We start from the raw sequence: 18,332 nt of genomic DNA, 5'->3' as shown, positions 1-18,332 counted from the left end.
CTCCTGTCGTGGAACATCGTCCGGTTAAAGCGTGTCAGTGAGCGGTTGCCAGAGCGTCATCAGCCCTTGCATTAAACCGCCGCGCCAGCAAAGCGCATCATGTCCACCCTCAACCTGACGCCAGAAAATAGACTGTGGTGCAGAGGGAAATTGGGCGAATAGCGCCTGATTAGCACGAAAAATAATCGGCTCGCGGGTCCCGGCTTCCAGCACAATACGTAAACCCTGAACGCTTAGCGTTCCGGCCTTTAGTTGTTCAATAATCACGCCATCCTGATGGCCACCGCGATGCGGCCACCAATAAGATCCGGACTGACTGAGTACGCAGCCAAACCGATCCGGCCAGTTCAGTCCGGCATACAGCGAAGCCAAACCGCCAAAACTTTGCCCGGCAACCACCGTACGCTGCGGGTCGTCGCTGAATGGCGTCGTGGTCTTCACCCGCGGCAATAATTCCTGCTGAACTGCCAGCCAAAAATCAGCGTTACACGGCAACTCATGGCTGCGATGCGGCGTGTCAATGGCATCAATCAGGAGATATACCGCGGGAGGAAGCTGGCCACGATGAGTGAGTGAGGTCAGAGCCGGCCAGACCGGCATACTCTGTGCCCAAAATTGTCCGTCCAGCAGAATAGCCAGGGGACGTTCTTCCGGGTTGGCTTCACCGGTGGTGAAAACCCACACCCGGCGCGTATTACCCAATCGGTCACTGTGCCATTGCAGGCATACGGCGGGCGAGCCGGGGTTTTCAGGGCGATCCCATCCCGGCTGTACGGGAGCATCTGGCATCTCCAGGGCGGACACCGCATGCCCCCGGCCCCCTTTCCAGCTTTGAGTATTGAGAGGGTCCGCAATAGCCTGTGGCAACAGTTGTCGCCAGCCTTCGCGTAGCACAGTGCGATCGGGCGTTTCACCCGGTGCCAGTGAGGCAAAAATATCGTTTCGATCGGAGGGGATAAAACAGTAGCTGCCGCGCCAGTTAGCGCTCAGGGAAATGCTCCAGCGCCAAACATTCGCCCCATCAATACGTCTCATCGACTGGGGGACGGCATTTTGATGATGATCGGTAACGCCCGTGATGTAGACCCACACCCGGCGAATGGCTGACTCTTTTTCGGTTCCCTGTGGGTCACGCCACCAGAACGTTACGCGGTAATCTCCGTTGTCTTCACGCTCCCATTCCGGGCCATTTTTTGACTGCCACCACGCCTCGCTTCCCATCATTAACGCCGTCACCGTCATAACCCCATGTTTATTGTGAAATTTTATATCTGAGCGTGAAATATATTGATAATATTATTGATAACTATTTGCATTTGCAATAGCGTATTGACGCGCTGTGGGAAGCGCGCACAGTTTTTCACCACTTATAAACCGACCTGGCGCTGCGTACTTTTTCTGGAACGGAGGGTTTACGCAGATGCGGGCGACATCAGGCCTGGTGCCCAAAACGGCACACGGGTACTCGTGGCTAAAAGAAAGCAGGACATACAATGAACAACAAGATTCATTCACTGGCCTTATTGGTCAATTTAGGGATTTACGGGGTAGCACTGCCCGCGATGGCAGAAGATAAAACCGATAGCGCCGCCGTCTCTCATGAAGACACCATCGTCGTCACCGCCGCTCAGCAGAACCTGCAGGCTCCAGGCGTTTCAACCATCACCGCTGATGAAATTCGTAAGAACCCTCCGGCTCGCGACGTCTCGGAAATCATCCGTACCATGCCTGGTGTGAACCTGACTGGTAACTCAACCAGCGGTCAGCGCGGCAACAACCGCCAGATCGATATTCGCGGCATGGGGCCAGAAAACACCCTGATTTTGATCGACGGTAAACCGGTGACCAGCCGCAACTCAGTGCGTCAGGGGTGGCGTGGTGAGCGTGATACCCGCGGTGATACCGCCTGGGTACCACCAGAAATGATTGAACGCATTGAAGTCCTGCGCGGCCCGGCAGCAGCACGCTACGGCAACGGCGCGGCAGGTGGTGTGGTGAATATCATCACCAAAAAAGGCAGTAGTGAATGGCACGGTTCATGGGATACCTATTTCAACGCGCCGGAGCACAAAGACGAAGGTTCGACCAAACGCACCAACTTTAGCCTGAATGGCCCGCTGGGCGGAGATTTCAGCTTCCGTCTGTACGGTAACCTCGACAAAACCCAGGCAGACGCGTGGGACATCAACCAGGGCCATCAGTCAGAACGTACAGGTACGTATTCCAATACCTTACCGGCCGGTCGCGAAGGGGTGATCAACAAAGATATCAACGGTATTGTGCGTTGGGATTTCGCCCCACTTCAGTCACTGGAACTGGAAGCGGGTTATAGCCGCCAGGGCAACCTGTACGCGGGTGACACGCAAAATACCAACACTAACCAGCTGGTGAAAGATAACTACGGTAAAGAAACTAACCGTCTGTACCGTCAGAACTACTCGCTGACCTGGAACGGCGGCTGGGATAATGGTGTCACCACCAGCAACTGGGTGCAGTACGAACACACGCGTAACTCTCGCACGCCGGAAGGTCTGGCCGGGGGAACCGAGGGGATCTTCGACCCGACTGCTGCACAAAAATATGTCGATGCCGACCTGAATGACGTCATGCTGCACAGTGAGATCAGCATTCCGTTGGATCTGCTGGTCAATCAAAACCTGACGCTGGGTACTGAATGGAACCAGCAGCGCATGAAGGACATGCTGTCTAACTCGCAGACCTTTATGGGCGGTAATATTCCAGGCTACAGCAGCACCGATCGCAGCCCATATTCGAAAGCCGAGATCTTCTCTCTGTTTGCTGAAAACAACATGGAGCTGACCGACAGCACCATGCTGACGCCGGGCCTGCGTTTCGATCACCACAGCATTGTGGGCGACAACTGGAGCCCGTCGCTGAACCTGTCTCAGGGTTTGGGCGACGACTTTACGCTGAAAATGGGCATCGCGCGCGCCTATAAAGCACCAAGCCTGTACCAACTCAACCCAAATTACATTCTGTACAGTAAAGGCCAGGGCTGCTATGCCACCGGATCTGCGACGGGCATTGGTTGCTACATGATGGGTAACGATGACCTGAAAGCTGAAACCAGCATCAACAAAGAGATTGGTCTGGAGTTCAAACGTGACGGCTGGCTGGCTGGCGTTACCTGGTTCCGCAACGATTACCGTAACAAGATTGAAGCGGGTACGGTACCGTTTGACAGAACCTCTATCAGCAAGAAAAACGCAACTACGGGCAAGACCACCACAACCTATACCGATATCTATCAGTGGGAAAATATTCCTAAAGCGGTGGTGGAAGGTCTGGAAGGAACGTTGAACGTGCCGGTTAGCGAGACCGTTAACTGGACCAACAACATCACTTACATGCTGCAAAGCAAGAATAAAGAGACTGGCGAACGTCTGTCGATTATTCCGGAATACACGCTGAACTCAACATTGAGCTGGCAGGCTCGTGAAGATCTGTCACTGCAATCCACCTTTACCTGGTACGGCAAACAGCAGCCGAAGAAATACGATTACCAGGGTAAACCGGTGACCGGCAGCTCGGCACAAGAAGTGAGTCCGTACAGCATCGTCGGCCTGAGCGCGACCTGGGACGTGACCAAAAACGTCAGCCTGACCGGCGGCGTGGATAACGTCTTTGACAAACGTCTGTGGCGTGAAGGCAATGCCCAGACCACTGGCGATATCGTTACCGGTAATTATATGGCGGGCGCTGGCGCGTACACCTATAACGAACCGGGTCGTACGTGGTTCATGAGCGTGAATACCCACTTCTGATAACGCTTTCCCTCTCCTCGCTGCGAGGAGAGGGAAATTATAACTATCATGCACACCACGCACACACCGCTCACTTTCGCAGACCACACGCTGCACATGGTCGAGTTCGATCCCAACAGCTTTCACGAACACGATCTGCTCTGGCTCCCTCACCATACCCAGCTAACCGCTGGTGCACGTAAACGTAAAGCAGAACACCTGGCAGGACGTATCGCCGCAATACATGCTTTACGTGAATACGGTATCAAAACGGTGCCCGGCATCGGCGAGCAGCGACAACCGCTGTGGCCACATGGCCTCTTTGGCAGTATCAGCCATAGTGCATCAACTGCGCTGGCGGTAGTATCGACGCATCCCGTTGGGCTGGATATAGAAGCTATTTTTATGCCACAAACCGCAGTTGAGCTGGCTGACAGCATAATAGACAACACTGAGCGACAGGTTTTGCTTCTCGCGTCACTCCCCTTTCCGCTTGCCTTAACTCTGGCCTTCAGCGCCAAAGAGAGTCTGTATAAGGCATTTTCAGCGCACTTGACGCACCTTCCGGGCTTCTCCAGCGCCAACGTTATCGCTCTCACCACAACGCAGATCACCTTGCAAATCACGCCGTCATTTTCGCAAAGCCTCGCCGGGCTGAGCGTTAACGTTAGCTGGTTTCGGCGTGAAGAAAACATCATTACCCTATGCCCGGCCCCACCATCATACTCGCCAGCCTTTTCTGTCTGAGTGGTCAGGGCAAACGCACTATGCCGGTTGAAACGCCGCCAGCGTTCGGCGTTGCCGTCCGTTTTCATCAAAGTTGTCGACAGCCAGCCAACGCTGCAAAACAGCGTCACACTGTGGCCACTCATCGTCAATCATTGATAACCAGTCGCTGTCGCGATTACGCCCCTTGCGCACCATTTTCTGGCGAAAGCGCCCTTCATGGATAAACCCTAAACGCTCCGCCGCACGGCGGGATGCGACGTTCAGGGAATCGCATTTCCACTCCACGCGGCGATAGCCCAGCGCAAACGCCTGGCGTAGCAACAGCCAGACGGTTTCTGTACCCAGTACCGTATTCTTCATTCGTGGCGACCAGGTCACATGGCCTATCTCGACCGAGCCATTTACAAGGTCGATCGCCATAAATGAGACTAACCCCACGGCGCGCCCGGATTGTAAATCAATCACCGCATAGGGAACCAAAGAGGCATCCGTTGATTTGCCCGTGACCCAGCGCGCGGCCTCTTCTACGCTCGCAGGACGCGTGCTGGCAAGCCAGGTCCAGTCACGTTCGTCAGGTGCCTGCGCGTAGGCGTCAAACAAATCGGCGGCATGGCGGTCAGCGTCCAGGGGCTCCAGACGGCAATATTGACCAATAAGCACACTCCGTGGCAGCGCGGCTGCGCCATTCCAGTCCGGCAGGGCATCACCCACCGTCTGCCCATACAGATTTATCTCTGGCACTGTTCATCCCCTGTTATGCAAGCAAAACCACGTTATAGCACCCGCCATTTCACCTTCAAAGCGCTGGTCAGGGATTTTTCACGCAGAACAGAAAATCGCCGCCCCTTCTATACTGATTAGAAATCAACGCTCAGGAGAACACGATGTCACTACCCGATTTTCATGTCTCTGACCCCTTTACGTTAGGCATTGAACTGGAAATGCAGGTAATCAATCCTCCGGGCTACGATCTGAGCCAGGACGCGTCCAGGTTGATTGACGCCGTGAAGTCAGAACTCACTGTCGGCGAGGTGAAGCACGATATCACCGAAAGTATGCTGGAAATGGCGACCGGGGTGTGTCGCGATGTTGACCAGGCAGCCGCGCAGTTTTCCACCATGCAGCACCTTGTTTTGCACGCAGCCCAAACGCATCACCTCGAAATCTGCGGTGGTGGTACGCACCCGTTTCAAACATGGCAGCGTCAGGAAGTGTGTGATAACGAACGCTATCGGCGGAACCTGGAGAACTTCGGTTACCTTATTCAGCAGGCGACGGTTTTCGGTCAGCATGTCCATATCGGCTGCGCCAACGGTGACGATGCGATTTACCTGCTGCACGGCCTGTCGCGGTTTGTCCCCCACTTTATTGCGCTCTCTGCGGCCTCACCCTATATGCAGGCTGCCGATACACGCTTTGCCTGTGCACGACTGAACATTTTCTCCGGATTTCCCGATAATGGCCCGATGCCGTGGGTGAGCAACTGGCAGGAATTTACCGGACTCTTTCGCCGACTGGCGTATACCAGCATGATTGACAGCATTAAAGATTTACACTGGGACATCCGCCCCAGTCCGCATTTTGGCACGGTAGAGGTGCGGGTGATGGACACCCCGCTGACCCTTGAGCACGCACTTAACATAGCTGGGCTTATTCAGGCTACCGCCCACTGGTTACTCACCGAACGGCCATTCAGGCATCAGGAAAATGATTATCTGTTGTACACGTTCAACCGTTTTCAGGCCTGTCGTTTTGGTATGGAAGGAATACTCACCGACGTGAATACCGGGGATCGCCATCGCCTGGCGGACGACACGCTACGCTTACTGGACACTGTCGCCGCGTCGGCGGAAAAAGTGGGGGCAGCGAGTGCCGTTCACACCTTACATCAGCAGGTGAAAAAAGGTCACAATGAGGTCCGGCACATGCGTGATTTTGTGGCAAACGGTGGCTCGCTGAGTGGACTGGTGAAAAAACACTGTGAGATCTGGGCGGGGCATTAAGCGCGACGTTTGCGTTAACCAACGATATCCCCGACAATGGCTTTTTAACTCAAGTTTAACAATGCCATGAAACACCCGCTTGAATCACTGATGACCGCCGCCGGGATACTGCTGTTGGCTCTGCTTTCCTGCCTGCTGCTGCCCGCCCCTTCGCTTGGCCTGGTGTTGGCGCAAAAGTTAGTCACAACCTTCCATTTAATGGATCTTAACCAGTTTTATACTTTGTTGTTTTGTTTGTGGTTCTTGCTTCTCGGGGTGATTGAGTATTTTGTACTGCGCTTCATCTGGCGGCGTTGGTTCTCGCTGGCAGAATAGACCCGCGAGAACCCGTATACCGTTAATGTGTGCGGCTGTGATTTTCTTTACGATACGCCCCAGGCGGCTGGCTAAACGTACGGGTAAAAATACGCGTGAAAGTCTGCTGCGAATCGAAACCATACTTCAGGCAGATATCGTAAACTTTTTGGTCGGTATCGCGCAGATCGCGTGCCGCTAATAATAGCTTACGTTCACGGATATAACGCCCGAGGCTCTCGCCTTTGTACTGCAGAAAAAGGCGTTGCAGATGCCATTTTGAATACCCCGCATGGCGCGCAATATCATCAATGCGCAAAGGTTGATTCAAATTATCATCAATCCATTCAACAATCGTATCAATTACCTGAGCAGAAATCGTCATCATGCTCTCCCCTCTGTTCATTGCGTTGCCTGCTGCCACCAGGCCGTAAACTGTTGGTCCGGTTCGGACAGTGCTACCGGCTCACCCAGCATTGGCGTCAGCAATCGGTAATGTTGGCGGCGACTGGCAAGTGCCAGTCTTTTGTAGGGATCATCCCAGGTGTGTTTTGCCAGAACGAAGCGACCCGCATGTCCGGGTAATACCGCTTTCGCGTGGAGATCGGCTGCGGCCTGGGCGGTCTCTTCCGGCATCATATGAATGAACTTCCAGTCCTGGTCATACTGGCCATTTTCCATGATTGCCAAATCGACCTTGCCAAACTGCTCGCCAATCGCTTTAAAATGCGGCCCGTAGCCAGAGTCGCCGCTGTAGTAAACGTTCTGTTCCGGCGTTTCAAACATGAAACTGGCCCACAGCGTTTGGTTACGTTTAATCCCCCGGCCAGAAAAATGGCGGGCAGGCAGGACATGGACGATCAGTGAATCCGTCACTTTGACGGATTGATTCCAGTCGCGTTCCTCAATGATCTCGCTGTTCATTCCCCAGTAACGCAGGTGCGATCCCACGCCAAGTGGCGTAATCACGCGCTTAATCTTCGGCATCAGAACCTTGATAGTGGCGAGATCCAGATGGTCGTAGTGATCATGCGAGATAATAAGAAGATCGATCTCCGGCATCGTCTGCGCGGTCCACGGATACTCACCGGCAAAAGCTTTATTCAGGAATGAAAACGGTGCGGCATAATTGCTCAACACCGGATCAATAAGAATACGCTGGCCCGCCAACTGCAAATACCATGAGGAATGCCCCAGCCAGACAAGGGTATCCTGCTGTGGCGATAAACTGGCGAGATCGGTCGCAACCAGTGGTAACGGCTGCGCGGGTCGCGCGTTTTCTCGCTTCGCGACCAGAAACTCCCACCAGGCCGCCAACATACCCTTGTTGCCGGTATAGCCCGGGGTCGGGACCTGATTATGAAACTGTCCATCACGATAGTGTGGCGACTGTTCAACCTGACTCAGTTGTGCTCCTTGCGGCGCCTGACCAAATCCGGCATTGAATACAAACGGTAAACTTGCTGCTGCGGCAATGAGCATAATAACAACCACACAAACTGTGAGACGCTTCATATCCTGACCTTAAACGCGCTCCCTTTCCGCTGGGTTGCGCGACTGACCCTTGATTATGAGTGAGTAAGCACTCATTATAGAAATCGAAAGTTTGTCGTCAAGATGATTTTCAATCTTTGACATTCGCCGTTGCGGTGCTGCAAAGGCCGTGATTCAATCCTATTTTTTTACAGACTTAGGGGTAAAGTGTAGTGGCTCGTCCGAAGAGTGAAGACAAAAAACAGGCATTACTGGAAGCTGCAACCACAGCATTTGCACAATCAGGTATTGCGGCCTCTACCGCCGTTATTGCCCGAAATGCAGGTGTCGCAGAGGGAACGTTGTTTCGCTATTTCGCGACAAAAGATGATCTGATCAACGAGCTTTACCTCCATTTAAAGCAAGACCTCTGCCAGTCGATGATGGCAAATCTGGATCGCTCAGTGACCGATGCCAAAACCATGACTCACTACATCTGGAACAGCTACATCAGTTGGGGTCTGAACCATACTTGTGGACATCGCACTATCCGCCAACTGGCCGTCAGCGAGAAAATCAGCAAAGAAACCGAACAGCAGGCTGACGATATGTTCCCGGAACTGCGTGATTTATGTCATCGTTCCGTTCGCCCTGAATTTATGTCTGACGAATATCGTGCCTTCGGTGATGGGCTTTTTCTTTCACTTGCAGAGACAACCATGGAATTTGCCGCCCGCGATCCTGCCCGCGCGAATGAATATATTTCGATGGGGTTTGAGGCCATGTGGCGCGCACTGACCCGCGAGGAAAAATAATGGACGGCCAAACGCTGCATGCATGTGCTAAACGTATTGCACTCGAACTCCCTTTTACTGAGCAATGCTGGCCATTCGGCCCGGAATACGATGTCTTCAAAGTCGGCGGTAAGATTTTTATGATTGTCTCAGAGCAGCGCGGTCGTCCGTTGGTGAATTTGAAGTCAGACCCACAAAAATCACTGCTGAATCAGCAGATTTACCGCAGTATCGAACCGGGCTATCACATGAATAAAAAGCACTGGATATCCGTCTACCCCGGCGATGATATTAGCGAGTCATTACTGACTGACCTGGTGAACGACTCATGGCATCGGGTGGTAGACGGCCTGCCTAAACGGGATCAAAAACGCTTACGGCCTGGCTGATTTATCGTTAGCGTCGATAAGTGTTTTTGCATTTTTCGGTCTTATCATTTTCCCGCTAACCCTGTACCCTGCTGAAACAAAACGCACCCGCAGGGTACGAAAAACCACCAGGAGTAGTTATGGATATTGTTTCTGTCGCCTTAAAACGTTACTCCACTAAGGCATTTGATCCGAATAAAAAACTGACCGCTGAGCAAGCAGAAAAATTAAAAACACTGCTGCAGTTTAGCCCGTCCAGTACCAACTCTCAGCCGTGGCACTTTATCGTTGCCAGCACTGACGAAGGAAAAGCGCGGGTGGCTAAATCCGCAGCCGGCGGCTTTGTGTTCAACGAACGTAAAATGCTGGATGCTTCCCACGTCGTGGTGTTCTGCGCCAAAACGGCGATGGACGATGCGTGGCTGGAACGCGTGGTGGATCAAGAAGATCGCGATGGACGCTTTGCTACCCCGGAAGCCAAAGCCGCAAACCACAAAGGCCGTACATTCTTTGCCGACCTGCACCGCAAGGAACTGAAAGACGACAACCACTGGATGGCGAAACAGGTGTACCTGAACGTCGGTAACTTCCTGCTGGGTGTGGCGGCGATGGGTCTGGATGCCGTACCGATTGAAGGCTTTGATGCGGCCATCATGGATGCAGAATTTGGTCTGAAAGAAAAAGGTTACACCAGCGTTGTTGTGGTCCCGGTGGGCCATCACAGCGTAGAAGACTTCAACGCTGCCCTGCCAAAATCACGTCTGCCGCAAGAAACGACGCTGACAGAAGTCTGATCCCCACATTTGCATAAGCTCCACACAGCGGTCATCATAGACCGCTGTTTATTAAGGAGACATTATGCAGGAATTGATATCTCAGGTTGAAGAACTCGGCATTGAAATAAATCACACCACCTCGCTGGTGATGATTTTTGGCATTATTTTTATCACCGCCATTATTGTTCACGTTATTTTGCACTGGGTGGTATTACGCGCATTTGAAAAGCGCGCCAACGCCAGCTCCCGCCTGTGGCTACAAATCATCACGCAGAACAAGTTATTTCACCGACTGGCATTCACGCTGCAAGGTATCATTGTCAATATACAGGCAGCCCTCTGGCTGCAGAAAGGCAGTGAAGCCGCAGAAATATTAGTCACCTGCGCGCAGTTGTGGATCATGATGTACGCCCTGCTGTCTTTATTCTCCCTGCTGGACGTGATTCTCAATCTGTCGCAAAAACTCCCTGCCGCATCACAACTGCCGTTGAAAGGAATATTTCAGGGCATCAAGTTAATTGGCGCAATTATCGTCGGGATCCTGATGATATCTCTGCTGATTGGCCAGTCCCCGGCAATACTGATCAGCGGTCTGGGTGCGATGGCCGCCGTCTTAATGTTGGTATTTAAAGATCCGATCCTCGGACTGGTCGCCGGTATTCAGCTTTCAGCCAACGATATGCTCAAGCTGGGCGACTGGCTGGAAATGCCGAAATACGGTGCCGATGGCGCGGTTATTGATATTGGCTTAACCACGGTAAAAGTACGCAACTGGGATAACACCATCACCACTATCCCCACCTGGTCGCTGGTATCAGACTCGTTTAAAAACTGGAGCGGGATGTCGGCTTCCGGTGGTCGACGCATTAAACGTAGCATCAGCATCGATGCCACCAGCATTCATTTTCTCGATGAAGATGAACGCCAGCGATTACATAAAGCGCATCTGCTGAAACCCTATTTAACCACGCGTCACCAGGAAATCAGCGAGTGGAACCAGCAATTAGATGCGCCTGAGTCCGTATTGAATCATCGCCAGATGACCAATATCGGCACCTTCCGCGCTTATCTGAACGAATATTTACGCCACCACCCGCGCATTCGCAAAGATATGACATTAATGGTGCGCCAGCTTGCACCCGATGACCACGGTTTACCGATTGAAATTTATGCGTTTACCAATACGGTGGTGTGGCTGGAATATGAAAGTATTCAGGCTGATATCTTCGACCATATTTTTGCCGTCGTCGAAGAGTTTGGCTTACGCATTCATCAATCCCCTACCGGAAATGATATTCGTGCACTGGCAGGTGTCTTTCAGCGTTAATCGGTAGCATGAAGAAAGAACCGATCTCATCACCAGGATGAGATCGGTTAGATATTAGCGAGACTTGCGACGCAGCAGTTTGAATGCCACGAACAGGAACAGGATCCACACCGGCAGCAGGATAGCGGACAGGCGCATATCATCCATAGTGCACATCAGCACCAGAATCATGCCGAGGAAGGCGATACACACGTAGTTACCCGCCGGATACAGCAACGCTTTAAACTGAGTATCACGCCCTTTACGACGCATTGCTGCCCGGAAACGCAGGTGCGCCAGACAGATCATAATCCAGTTCAATAGCAGCGTCGCAACCACCAGCGCCATCAACAGGCTGAAGGCTTTTTGCGGCAACACATAGTTGATCAGCACCACCAGCGACGTAATCGCGCCGGACAGAATCAATGAGTTCACCGGTACGCCACGACGGCTGACCCGGGTTAAGAATTTCGGTGCATTTCCCTGTACCGACAAGCCAAACAGCATACGGCTGTTCGAATAAACACCGCTGTTGTAGACCGACAGCGAAGCCACCAGAATGACAAAATTCAGCGCAGATGCCACCACGTTACTGTCAAGATTATGGAAAATCATCACGAACGGGCTGCTATTCGATTTTACTTCCACCCACGGATACAGCGCCAACAGCACCACCAGTGAGCCGATGTAAAACAGCAAAATACGATACACCACCTGGTTTACCGCTTTCGGAATGCTTTTTTGCGGGTCCTGCGCTTCGGCAGCGGTAATCCCGATCAGTTCCAGACCACCAAACGAGAACATAATCACCGCCAACGACAGGATCAGTCCGTTCCAGCCAGTCGCGAAAAAGCCGTTATAACGCCACAGGTTATCGATGCTTGCATGTTCGCCACCGTTGCCGGAAAACAGCATCCAGATACCAAAGCCAATCATGCCGATAATCGCCAGGACTTTGATCAGCGCAAACCAAAATTCCGTTTCGCCATACAGACGCACGTTGACCAGGTTGACCGCATTGATAATCACGAAGAAAGCCGCGGCCCAAATCCAGGTTGGGACATCAGGCAGCCAGTACTGCATATAAATTCCGGCTGCGGTGAGTTCTGCCATGCCAACCAGCACAAACATCACCCAGTAGTTCCAACCAGACAAGAAACCGGCGAACGGCCCCCAGTATTTATAGGCAAAGTGGGCAAACGATCCTGAAACGGGTTCTTCAACCACCATTTCGCCCAACTGGCGCATAATCAGAAACGCGATGATCCCGGCAACACCGTAACCGAGTAATACAGCAGGTCCCGCCATCTGAATAGCCGGGCCGATTCCCAGAAACAAGCCTGTACCAATTGCGCCGCCCAGCGCAATTAACTGAATATGGCGGTTTTGCAACCCCCGCTGAAGCGTCGGTTCATTCGTCGACGCGGCATCGGACACGCTGGTGTCAGATGCAGTTGACGCGTTTTTCACGCCCTACCCCTGTGTGGTTTTTATTGAAGGGGCTTCTTTTAACATTTCAACCTGGTTGTCGCAAGGCGCAATCGTTTGGATACGCCGGGCATCCTTGCCCAACGCACCGAGGCCCAGGAAAAAAAATCAGAAGTCGTAACTGACGGAAACCTTCAGCGTGCGCGGCTCGCCCTGGAACAGATAAGTTCCGGTATCATCAATACCTGACCAGTAATTTTCGTTGGTGACGTTATCGACCCCTGCACGCAAAATCATCTGGTTCTGGTTTTGATTGAGTGACATACGGTAACGCACACCTAAATCCAGTGTGGTAAAACTGTCGAGTTTCTTGGTATTTGCCGCATTGGCATACTGAGCGCCAGAATGGTTCAGCCGTGCCGTCGCGGTGAGTCCTTCAACCGGTTTAATATCATATTCAGCCCCCAGCACCGCATAGAAGTCCGGTACGCCGATTGCCGTGTTACCGTCGTTGACGCCGTTTTGATTTTTACTGAGCGTCGCATCCAGCCACGTTGCACTGGCGTTCAGCCGCAGTCCTAACACCGGCTCACCAAAAACATTCAGCTCCACGCCACGGTTACGCTGCTCACCGTTGATTGCGTAATACCGGGTCTGGCTATCCAGTTGCGCGACCGGCATTTTGATTTCAAACAGCGCCAGTGAACCGCCGACACGCCCAAAGTCTGTTTTGACCCCAACCTCATTCTGTTTTGCATGGATGATTCCGGTGCTTTGACCGTAGTTCACCGCACTACTTGGCGCGGTGCTGCCTGGCTGTAGTGATTCGGTATGGTTCGCGTAAAAAGAGAGTTCCTGCCACGGCTTATATACAACACCGTACGTCGGCATCCAGCGGCTGTCATCAAAACTGTTCTTAACGTTTTCAGCGCCAGTTTCTTTGTTGTAATCACGTACCACGACCTTTTGATGACGTGCGCCGACAGTAAACAGAAGCTGATCATCAAGCACGCCCAACGTATCGCTGAGTAACCACCCCTGACTACGCGTACGTCCACTGGTTAACGGATCGCTATAGTTACCTCCCGTCGCCGTCACCGCGGGTTTTGCTACATCTTGCGTATCGTAGATATTGACGTCCGGACGTGCGACACGTGACCCCATGCGCCAGGCGATTTTGTCTTCTTTAGTGACGGCGGAATAACCTACGTTCACCTTATGCGAAACAAAGCCCGTATCAAAATTCCCGCGCAGCCCTGCCATCCCACTGAACGCATCGATAATACGATTGGTATCAAGGCGTCCGGCTTTCGCATCACCGGCCTGGTTGTATATTTCCGGGGCACTGTACAAGCCAATCTCATGCGCGTGCTGCGCACCCAGACCGGCATAAGCGGTCCAGTTATCAGTCAGATCATATTCCGTGCGCGCCATTCCGAACTCATTTTCAATATCGCTATAGCCCCATCTCTGGCTATAGTTGTGCGTATTTTTCGGCAAATCGGGGACAAATGGCACATAGTAGACATTGATTCCCATGTTGCCGCCGTGAAACGTCTTTTTTTGATACCCGACGTCTAATGAACTGCGGAAACGGTCGCCACGGTAATCCAGTCCCAGCGATGCCAGCGTAGTACGACGTTTATCGTCGTCTACCGCCCCCTCCCCTTCACGATGCAACAGATTCACACGGGCGCCGACCTGGTTATTGTCACCAAAACGGCGTCCGGCATCGAGCGACGTTCCCACCTGTGAGTCACTGGTATAATCCATACCGAGGCGTGTGATCGGCGTATCGTCTGCATGCTTGGGTTCAAGATTAATCATCCCGCCAACGCCGCTACCGGCCGCGCCATTGAGCAATCCATTCGCGCCTTTAAAGATTTCAACGCGATCGATCATCTGCGTATCCACCACCTGGCGCGGCAGCACACCGGATAATCCACCAAAGGTCATATCATCGCCGTCAAGTTTCAGACCGCGAATACGGTATGTCTCTGCGTAGTTACCGTAGCCTTGTACCGCCTGCACGCTCGCGTCATTGGCGACAACATCGGCTACGGTCTTAGCTTGCTGGTCTTCGACCAGTTTTGAGGTGTAGCTTATAACGTTAAATGGCACATCCATGGCATTTTGCTGACCAAGCATCCCCAGCCTGCCGCCATTGGCGACCTGACCGTCGAGAAAAGCAGGCAGTAACGTATCGCCACCGGGTTTAAATTCACGTCCCTCAACAGCCTGTACCACAATGGTCTCTTCCGCTTCTGTCGGGGTCTCAGCAGCATTCACCGTGCCGGAAAGCGCGCCAATAGTAGCGGCCAGCACCGTTTTTCTCATTAAGTGTGCGTAGGTTTTAGTGTTGTCCATAGCCATGCCATTAAAAGTCTGACGACGTTGCCGGAGAGCGCCCCGGCAACATGTTGTTATTGTTTATTCAGATCGATACGCACCACGTTATCTGGCGCGGAGGTGGAGTGGTCTTTATTGAATTTCTGTTTCACTGTGACAAACAAGGTTTGGCCATCAGCAGAGAGCAACAGGCTGTTTGGATTGGGGAGGAGATCCCAGCTTTTCTTCACGCTGTAATCCGTTGCATTCAGGCTAAGCAATTTTCCAGAATCACGCTGGGTAATATAGATTTCGTTGCGTTTTGCATTGAATTTCACCGCCAGCGAATCCCCGATATCCAGCTGTTTAAGCAGCTTGCCCGTATGAATATCCAACACCAATGTCGTTTTCGCTTTGGAATTGTCGGTGACAAACAGGCGACCGGTTTGCGGGTCCTCCGCCATATTCAGCAGCAATGCGGGTTTATCGCCCAGCGGCTGCCAGCGTTTTTCAACGCGCTGGGTACGCGGGTTGATAACGAGGATTTCGCCACCGCCGTTTGCCGCATAAATACGCTGCGTCATTTCTGAGTAATGCAGCCCGGTCATCCATTTACCGGTATTTTTAATCCGGGTTTTCAGTTTCAGTGTTTCGGCATCGACCACCCAAATCACCGCCGGATCGGCAACGGCGCCAATATAGAGCAGACCGTTATGCAGCAGTACCTGGCGCGCGCCATATGGGAATCCTTGCGGATTACGTTCCGGGAACAGGATACGGTTTTTGACTTTGCCGTCAGCGGTATTCAGCGCGCTTAACCCTCCATCCAGGGAGTTTGTGACATACACTGTTTTACCGTCTGGCGAGATAGCCATACCAAAGTTTTTCAGATCGGTGTGGCTCAGACCGAGGGTCTTCAGCGTTTGCGGATCCAGCTTGTAAACTACCCCACCCTGAACATCTTTGAACCCTTCCGCACTGGCGACGTACAGCGCATCACCCGCTGGACTCAGCGCCATTTCATACAAGCCGTCAGCCAGTGCGCGCTGCTGAATATCCGTTGCTGCCGGGGCGATTGTTTTTTCCTGTGCCGCCGGGTTACTGGCTGGCGTGGCGTTAGCTGTGCAGCCGCTTAATGCAACGGCAGCCAACAATGCCAGAGCGGATGTTGTTTTTTTCATTGTCGGGATCCTTACCAGAGTTCACGCAGATTGTTAATAACAAAAAGAGAATGAGAACTATACGCATTATCTTTATCAGATCAAGAATAATTAGCCGGTGAATAAAAAAGATGAAACGAGGGTTTAAAGACGCGGAGAAGTGCGCGGTAGTACCGCTTTTTCATAATTACAGTGAATTATTCTGGACGAAAAGGCATCGCAGGCCACAGAATGCACTTTACTGTTTTTCCAACATTTTCAAACGGGTGAACCTGCCGTGGTTCAGTCACTCGTTTTTGAACCACGCCAGGCAACGACTGTCATGAATAAGATCATTAAACGACTTGAGATCGTCAAAAGCGCTATCGAACTGGAAGATGAAGAGATTATTTTCCAGCAATTGGCGCATCTGAAAAATGAACCTTTGCCAGTCATTCCCGGCGTCATTGTGCAGGCGATTGAAGAACGGCGTTTCGGCGATGCCCTGCGTGAAATTACACACTGGCTACAATCCCAGCGCGCAGTATCAACGTGGCAGGACCCCGGCATTGCCGCCAGTAAGCTCGAACTGAAAGCGCTTGAAACCCAACTGCGTGATCTGATTGATAAGCGCAATACGCGTATTCAAATCCTCGATGATTTCAATGACCTGTACCATCTTCGCCTCGGACCGTTGATGAGCCGAATTCTCGAACTGCGTAAGCAGCTGGCTGCCAGTGCGCAACGGAAGCAGGAAGCAGAACGAAAACGTCGGGAAAAAGATTATCAGTCCTGTCAGCACTATATTTCACAGGCCGTTGATCAACTGGCAAAACTCAAGCAGCACTGGGTAAATCTGAGTTCGGACTCCCGCGAATCCGTGGAAACTCGCCAGCGCATTCAGCAACAGACTGAGCTTATCACCGCCCTGCTGGCGGAAATTCGTGAACTGGAAAACGACTTTTCTCGCCAGGACGACAGCGCGACCCGTCAGGCACAGGAGGAAGCCAGCCATGAGTATGATGAATATCAGGAACAACAACAGGATGCGCAGCACCGTTACACCCGCGACCAGCGGCTTTCAGCAGATGAACGTAATGAGTTAAAACGCCTGTGGCGTCAGGCCAGTCGCCTTTGCCACCCGGACGTGGTAGCGGATGATCTGAAAGAGAAAGCCCATCAGATGATGGTGCAGCTTAATCAGGCACGACAAAATGCCGATCTGGCCGCGGTTAGGGCATTACTGACCCAGTTACAAGCCGGGCTCGAACCGATGATGGCAAGTGACCGATTAAACGATCTGCAGCATTTACGCAGCAAGATTCAGCAGCTCAGGGAGCAAATTAATGCGCTGCTCAAAGAGATTAGCGATCTGGAGGCGGAAAACGCCTGGCGTCTTGCCACTTCAGTAACAGACAAAGAAGCCTACTTCTCCGATCAGCAACGAGCACTGACAGAAATCCGCACTACGCTGGAAATGCAGGTACAACAAGTGGAGCAAGAGCTATTGGCTGGCTAAGAAAATTCGCGTACAAAAAGCAGACAAAAAAGCAGCTGCAAGACTGATTTTTAGATTAAGCACGAAAAGCTTACTTCAGATTAAACATCTTAAAACTCATAAACAAAAAGAATATAAATCTAAATTATTTTCATTTACAGCCCATTAATTCAAATCAAACGCTATTTTCTTCTTCTGAACATTTATCTCCTTTCCGGCCCTGTCTTTGATTAAGAATTCTCCTGGTTGTTTCCTTCCCCGTTAAGAAAATCACATATCTTTTTGAAATTAATAAGAATTAACAATATCCCCCTTCAAAACCTATAGGAATCCCCTGTCATTATCGAATCGACGGACACAAAACCCCGTCGATCAATAAGCGAAATCTATCAATCATCTTCACAGAGGTGATTTAAACGATTTATCTTAAAT

General features: G+C 51.9%; 16 protein-coding genes. 9 read left to right on the top strand and 7 right to left on the bottom strand.

The features are described from left to right. Positions 1-24: 24 nt before the first annotated feature. Positions 25-1,242, bottom strand: a complete 1,218-nt coding sequence (gene fes, locus NNO03_RS18060; RefSeq protein WP_271450157.1) for an enterochelin esterase — start codon at positions 1,240-1,242, stop codon at positions 25-27. 251 nt (positions 1,243-1,493) lie between these two features. On the opposite strand from fes, the gene NNO03_RS18055 reads away from it, so the two are divergent. Together NNO03_RS18055 and entD are read left to right on the top strand one after the other, a co-directional pair. Next, positions 1,494-3,785 (top strand): TonB-dependent siderophore receptor, encoded by a 2,292-nt coding sequence (locus NNO03_RS18055; RefSeq protein ID WP_271450156.1) that lies wholly within the window; start codon positions 1,494-1,496, stop codon positions 3,783-3,785. Between the two features lie 48 nt (positions 3,786-3,833). Next, a complete protein-coding gene (gene entD, locus NNO03_RS18050; protein WP_271441917.1) occupies positions 3,834-4,511 on the top strand; it encodes an enterobactin synthase subunit EntD in 678 nt (225 codons plus the stop codon). A gap of 18 nt (positions 4,512-4,529) precedes the next feature. Here the strand turns inward: entD and NNO03_RS18045 are convergent, their stop codons facing one another. Further along, positions 4,530-5,234: a GNAT family N-acetyltransferase gene (locus tag NNO03_RS18045; RefSeq protein WP_271450155.1), complete on the bottom strand. Its 705-nt coding sequence runs from the start codon at positions 5,232-5,234 to the stop codon at positions 4,530-4,532. A gap of 143 nt (positions 5,235-5,377) precedes the next feature. Between NNO03_RS18045 and NNO03_RS18040 the strand changes: the two genes are divergently transcribed. Both NNO03_RS18040 and NNO03_RS18035 read left to right on the top strand, forming a co-directional pair. After that, the gene (locus NNO03_RS18040; RefSeq protein ID WP_271450154.1) at positions 5,378-6,496 is read left to right on the top strand and encodes a YbdK family carboxylate-amine ligase; all 1,119 of its coding nucleotides are present in this window, start codon (positions 5,378-5,380) and stop codon (positions 6,494-6,496) included. A 66-nt stretch (positions 6,497-6,562) separates the two neighbouring features. Beyond that, positions 6,563-6,811, top strand: a complete 249-nt coding sequence (locus NNO03_RS18035) for a DUF1158 family protein (RefSeq protein WP_005122002.1) — start codon at positions 6,563-6,565, stop codon at positions 6,809-6,811. Between the two features lie 22 nt (positions 6,812-6,833). On the opposite strand, the gene NNO03_RS18030 is transcribed toward NNO03_RS18035, so the two are convergent. Together NNO03_RS18030 and NNO03_RS18025 are read right to left on the bottom strand one after the other, a co-directional pair. Beyond that, the gene (locus NNO03_RS18030) at positions 6,834-7,175 is read right to left on the bottom strand and encodes a RamA family antibiotic efflux transcriptional regulator (protein ID WP_005122005.1); all 342 of its coding nucleotides are present in this window, start codon (positions 7,173-7,175) and stop codon (positions 6,834-6,836) included. Positions 7,176-7,192: 17 nt separating this feature from the next. Next, positions 7,193-8,305, bottom strand: coding sequence for an MBL fold metallo-hydrolase (locus NNO03_RS18025; RefSeq protein WP_271450153.1), 1,113 nt, complete (start codon positions 8,303-8,305; stop codon positions 7,193-7,195). Between the two features lie 191 nt (positions 8,306-8,496). On the opposite strand from NNO03_RS18025, the gene NNO03_RS18020 reads away from it, so the two are divergent. The 4 genes from NNO03_RS18020 to NNO03_RS18005 all read left to right on the top strand — a co-directional run bounded on the left by NNO03_RS18020 (position 8,497) and on the right by NNO03_RS18005 (position 11,528). Then, on the top strand, positions 8,497-9,078 hold the full coding sequence (locus NNO03_RS18020) for a TetR/AcrR family transcriptional regulator (RefSeq protein ID WP_271450152.1): 582 nt from the start codon (positions 8,497-8,499) through the stop codon (positions 9,076-9,078). Further along, positions 9,078-9,446, top strand: a complete 369-nt coding sequence (locus NNO03_RS18015) for an MmcQ/YjbR family DNA-binding protein (protein WP_048212349.1) — start codon at positions 9,078-9,080, stop codon at positions 9,444-9,446. Before NNO03_RS18020 ends, NNO03_RS18015 begins: the two co-directional genes overlap by 1 nt. A 119-nt stretch (positions 9,447-9,565) precedes the next feature. Further along, a complete protein-coding gene (gene nfsB, locus NNO03_RS18010; RefSeq protein WP_271441914.1) occupies positions 9,566-10,219 on the top strand; it encodes an oxygen-insensitive NAD(P)H nitroreductase in 654 nt (217 codons plus the stop codon). A gap of 64 nt (positions 10,220-10,283) precedes the next feature. Then, positions 10,284-11,528 carry a mechanosensitive ion channel family protein gene (locus NNO03_RS18005; RefSeq protein ID WP_202039199.1) on the top strand — a complete coding sequence of 415 codons (1,245 nt, stop codon included), beginning with the start codon at positions 10,284-10,286 and terminating at the stop codon, positions 11,526-11,528. A 54-nt stretch (positions 11,529-11,582) separates the two neighbouring features. Here the strand turns inward: NNO03_RS18005 and pheP are convergent, their stop codons facing one another. The 3 genes from pheP to NNO03_RS17990 form a co-directional block, all read right to left on the bottom strand. Next, positions 11,583-12,977, bottom strand: coding sequence for a phenylalanine transporter (gene pheP, locus NNO03_RS18000; RefSeq protein ID WP_137384554.1), 1,395 nt, complete (start codon positions 12,975-12,977; stop codon positions 11,583-11,585). 126 nt (positions 12,978-13,103) lie between these two features. Continuing rightward, the gene (locus tag NNO03_RS17995; RefSeq protein WP_271450151.1) at positions 13,104-15,302 is read right to left on the bottom strand and encodes a TonB-dependent siderophore receptor; all 2,199 of its coding nucleotides are present in this window, start codon (positions 15,300-15,302) and stop codon (positions 13,104-13,106) included. Between the two features lie 56 nt (positions 15,303-15,358). After that, a complete protein-coding gene (locus NNO03_RS17990) occupies positions 15,359-16,444 on the bottom strand; it encodes a YncE family protein (protein WP_271450150.1) in 1,086 nt (361 codons plus the stop codon). 301 nt (positions 16,445-16,745) lie between these two features. On the opposite strand from NNO03_RS17990, the gene NNO03_RS17985 reads away from it, so the two are divergent. After that, entirely contained in the window at positions 16,746-17,921 is a 1,176-nt protein-coding gene (locus NNO03_RS17985) for a DnaJ family molecular chaperone (RefSeq protein ID WP_271450149.1), read from the top strand. The last annotated feature ends 411 nt before the right edge of the window (positions 17,922-18,332 follow it).

The organism is Citrobacter sp. Igbk 16, assembly GCF_028069755.1.
In the GTDB taxonomy this organism is placed as follows: domain Bacteria; phylum Pseudomonadota; class Gammaproteobacteria; order Enterobacterales; family Enterobacteriaceae; genus Citrobacter.
Note: the sequence above shows the minus strand (reverse complement) of the source record. Positions and strands in the feature narration are given on the sequence as shown.

Coding starts and splice junctions, on each gene's coding strand:
- NNO03_RS17995 (WP_271450151.1), bottom strand. CDS start 15,302: ATGGACAACACTAAAACCTACGCACACTTAATGAGAAAAACGGTGCTG.
- NNO03_RS18025 (WP_271450153.1), bottom strand. CDS start 8,305: ATGAAGCGTCTCACAGTTTGTGTGGTTGTTATTATGCTCATTGCCGCA.
- NNO03_RS17990 (WP_271450150.1), bottom strand. CDS start 16,444: ATGAAAAAAACAACATCCGCTCTGGCATTGTTGGCTGCCGTTGCATTA.
- fes (WP_271450157.1), bottom strand. CDS start 1,242: ATGACGGTGACGGCGTTAATGATGGGAAGCGAGGCGTGGTGGCAGTCA.
- NNO03_RS18055 (WP_271450156.1), top strand. CDS start 1,494: ATGAACAACAAGATTCATTCACTGGCCTTATTGGTCAATTTAGGGATT.
- entD (WP_271441917.1), top strand. CDS start 3,834: ATGCACACCACGCACACACCGCTCACTTTCGCAGACCACACGCTGCAC.
- NNO03_RS18030 (WP_005122005.1), bottom strand. CDS start 7,175: ATGACGATTTCTGCTCAGGTAATTGATACGATTGTTGAATGGATTGAT.
- NNO03_RS18040 (WP_271450154.1), top strand. CDS start 5,378: ATGTCACTACCCGATTTTCATGTCTCTGACCCCTTTACGTTAGGCATT.
- NNO03_RS18035 (WP_005122002.1), top strand. CDS start 6,563: ATGAAACACCCGCTTGAATCACTGATGACCGCCGCCGGGATACTGCTG.
- NNO03_RS18015 (WP_048212349.1), top strand. CDS start 9,078: ATGGACGGCCAAACGCTGCATGCATGTGCTAAACGTATTGCACTCGAA.
- NNO03_RS17985 (WP_271450149.1), top strand. CDS start 16,746: ATGAATAAGATCATTAAACGACTTGAGATCGTCAAAAGCGCTATCGAA.
- nfsB (WP_271441914.1), top strand. CDS start 9,566: ATGGATATTGTTTCTGTCGCCTTAAAACGTTACTCCACTAAGGCATTT.
- NNO03_RS18005 (WP_202039199.1), top strand. CDS start 10,284: ATGCAGGAATTGATATCTCAGGTTGAAGAACTCGGCATTGAAATAAAT.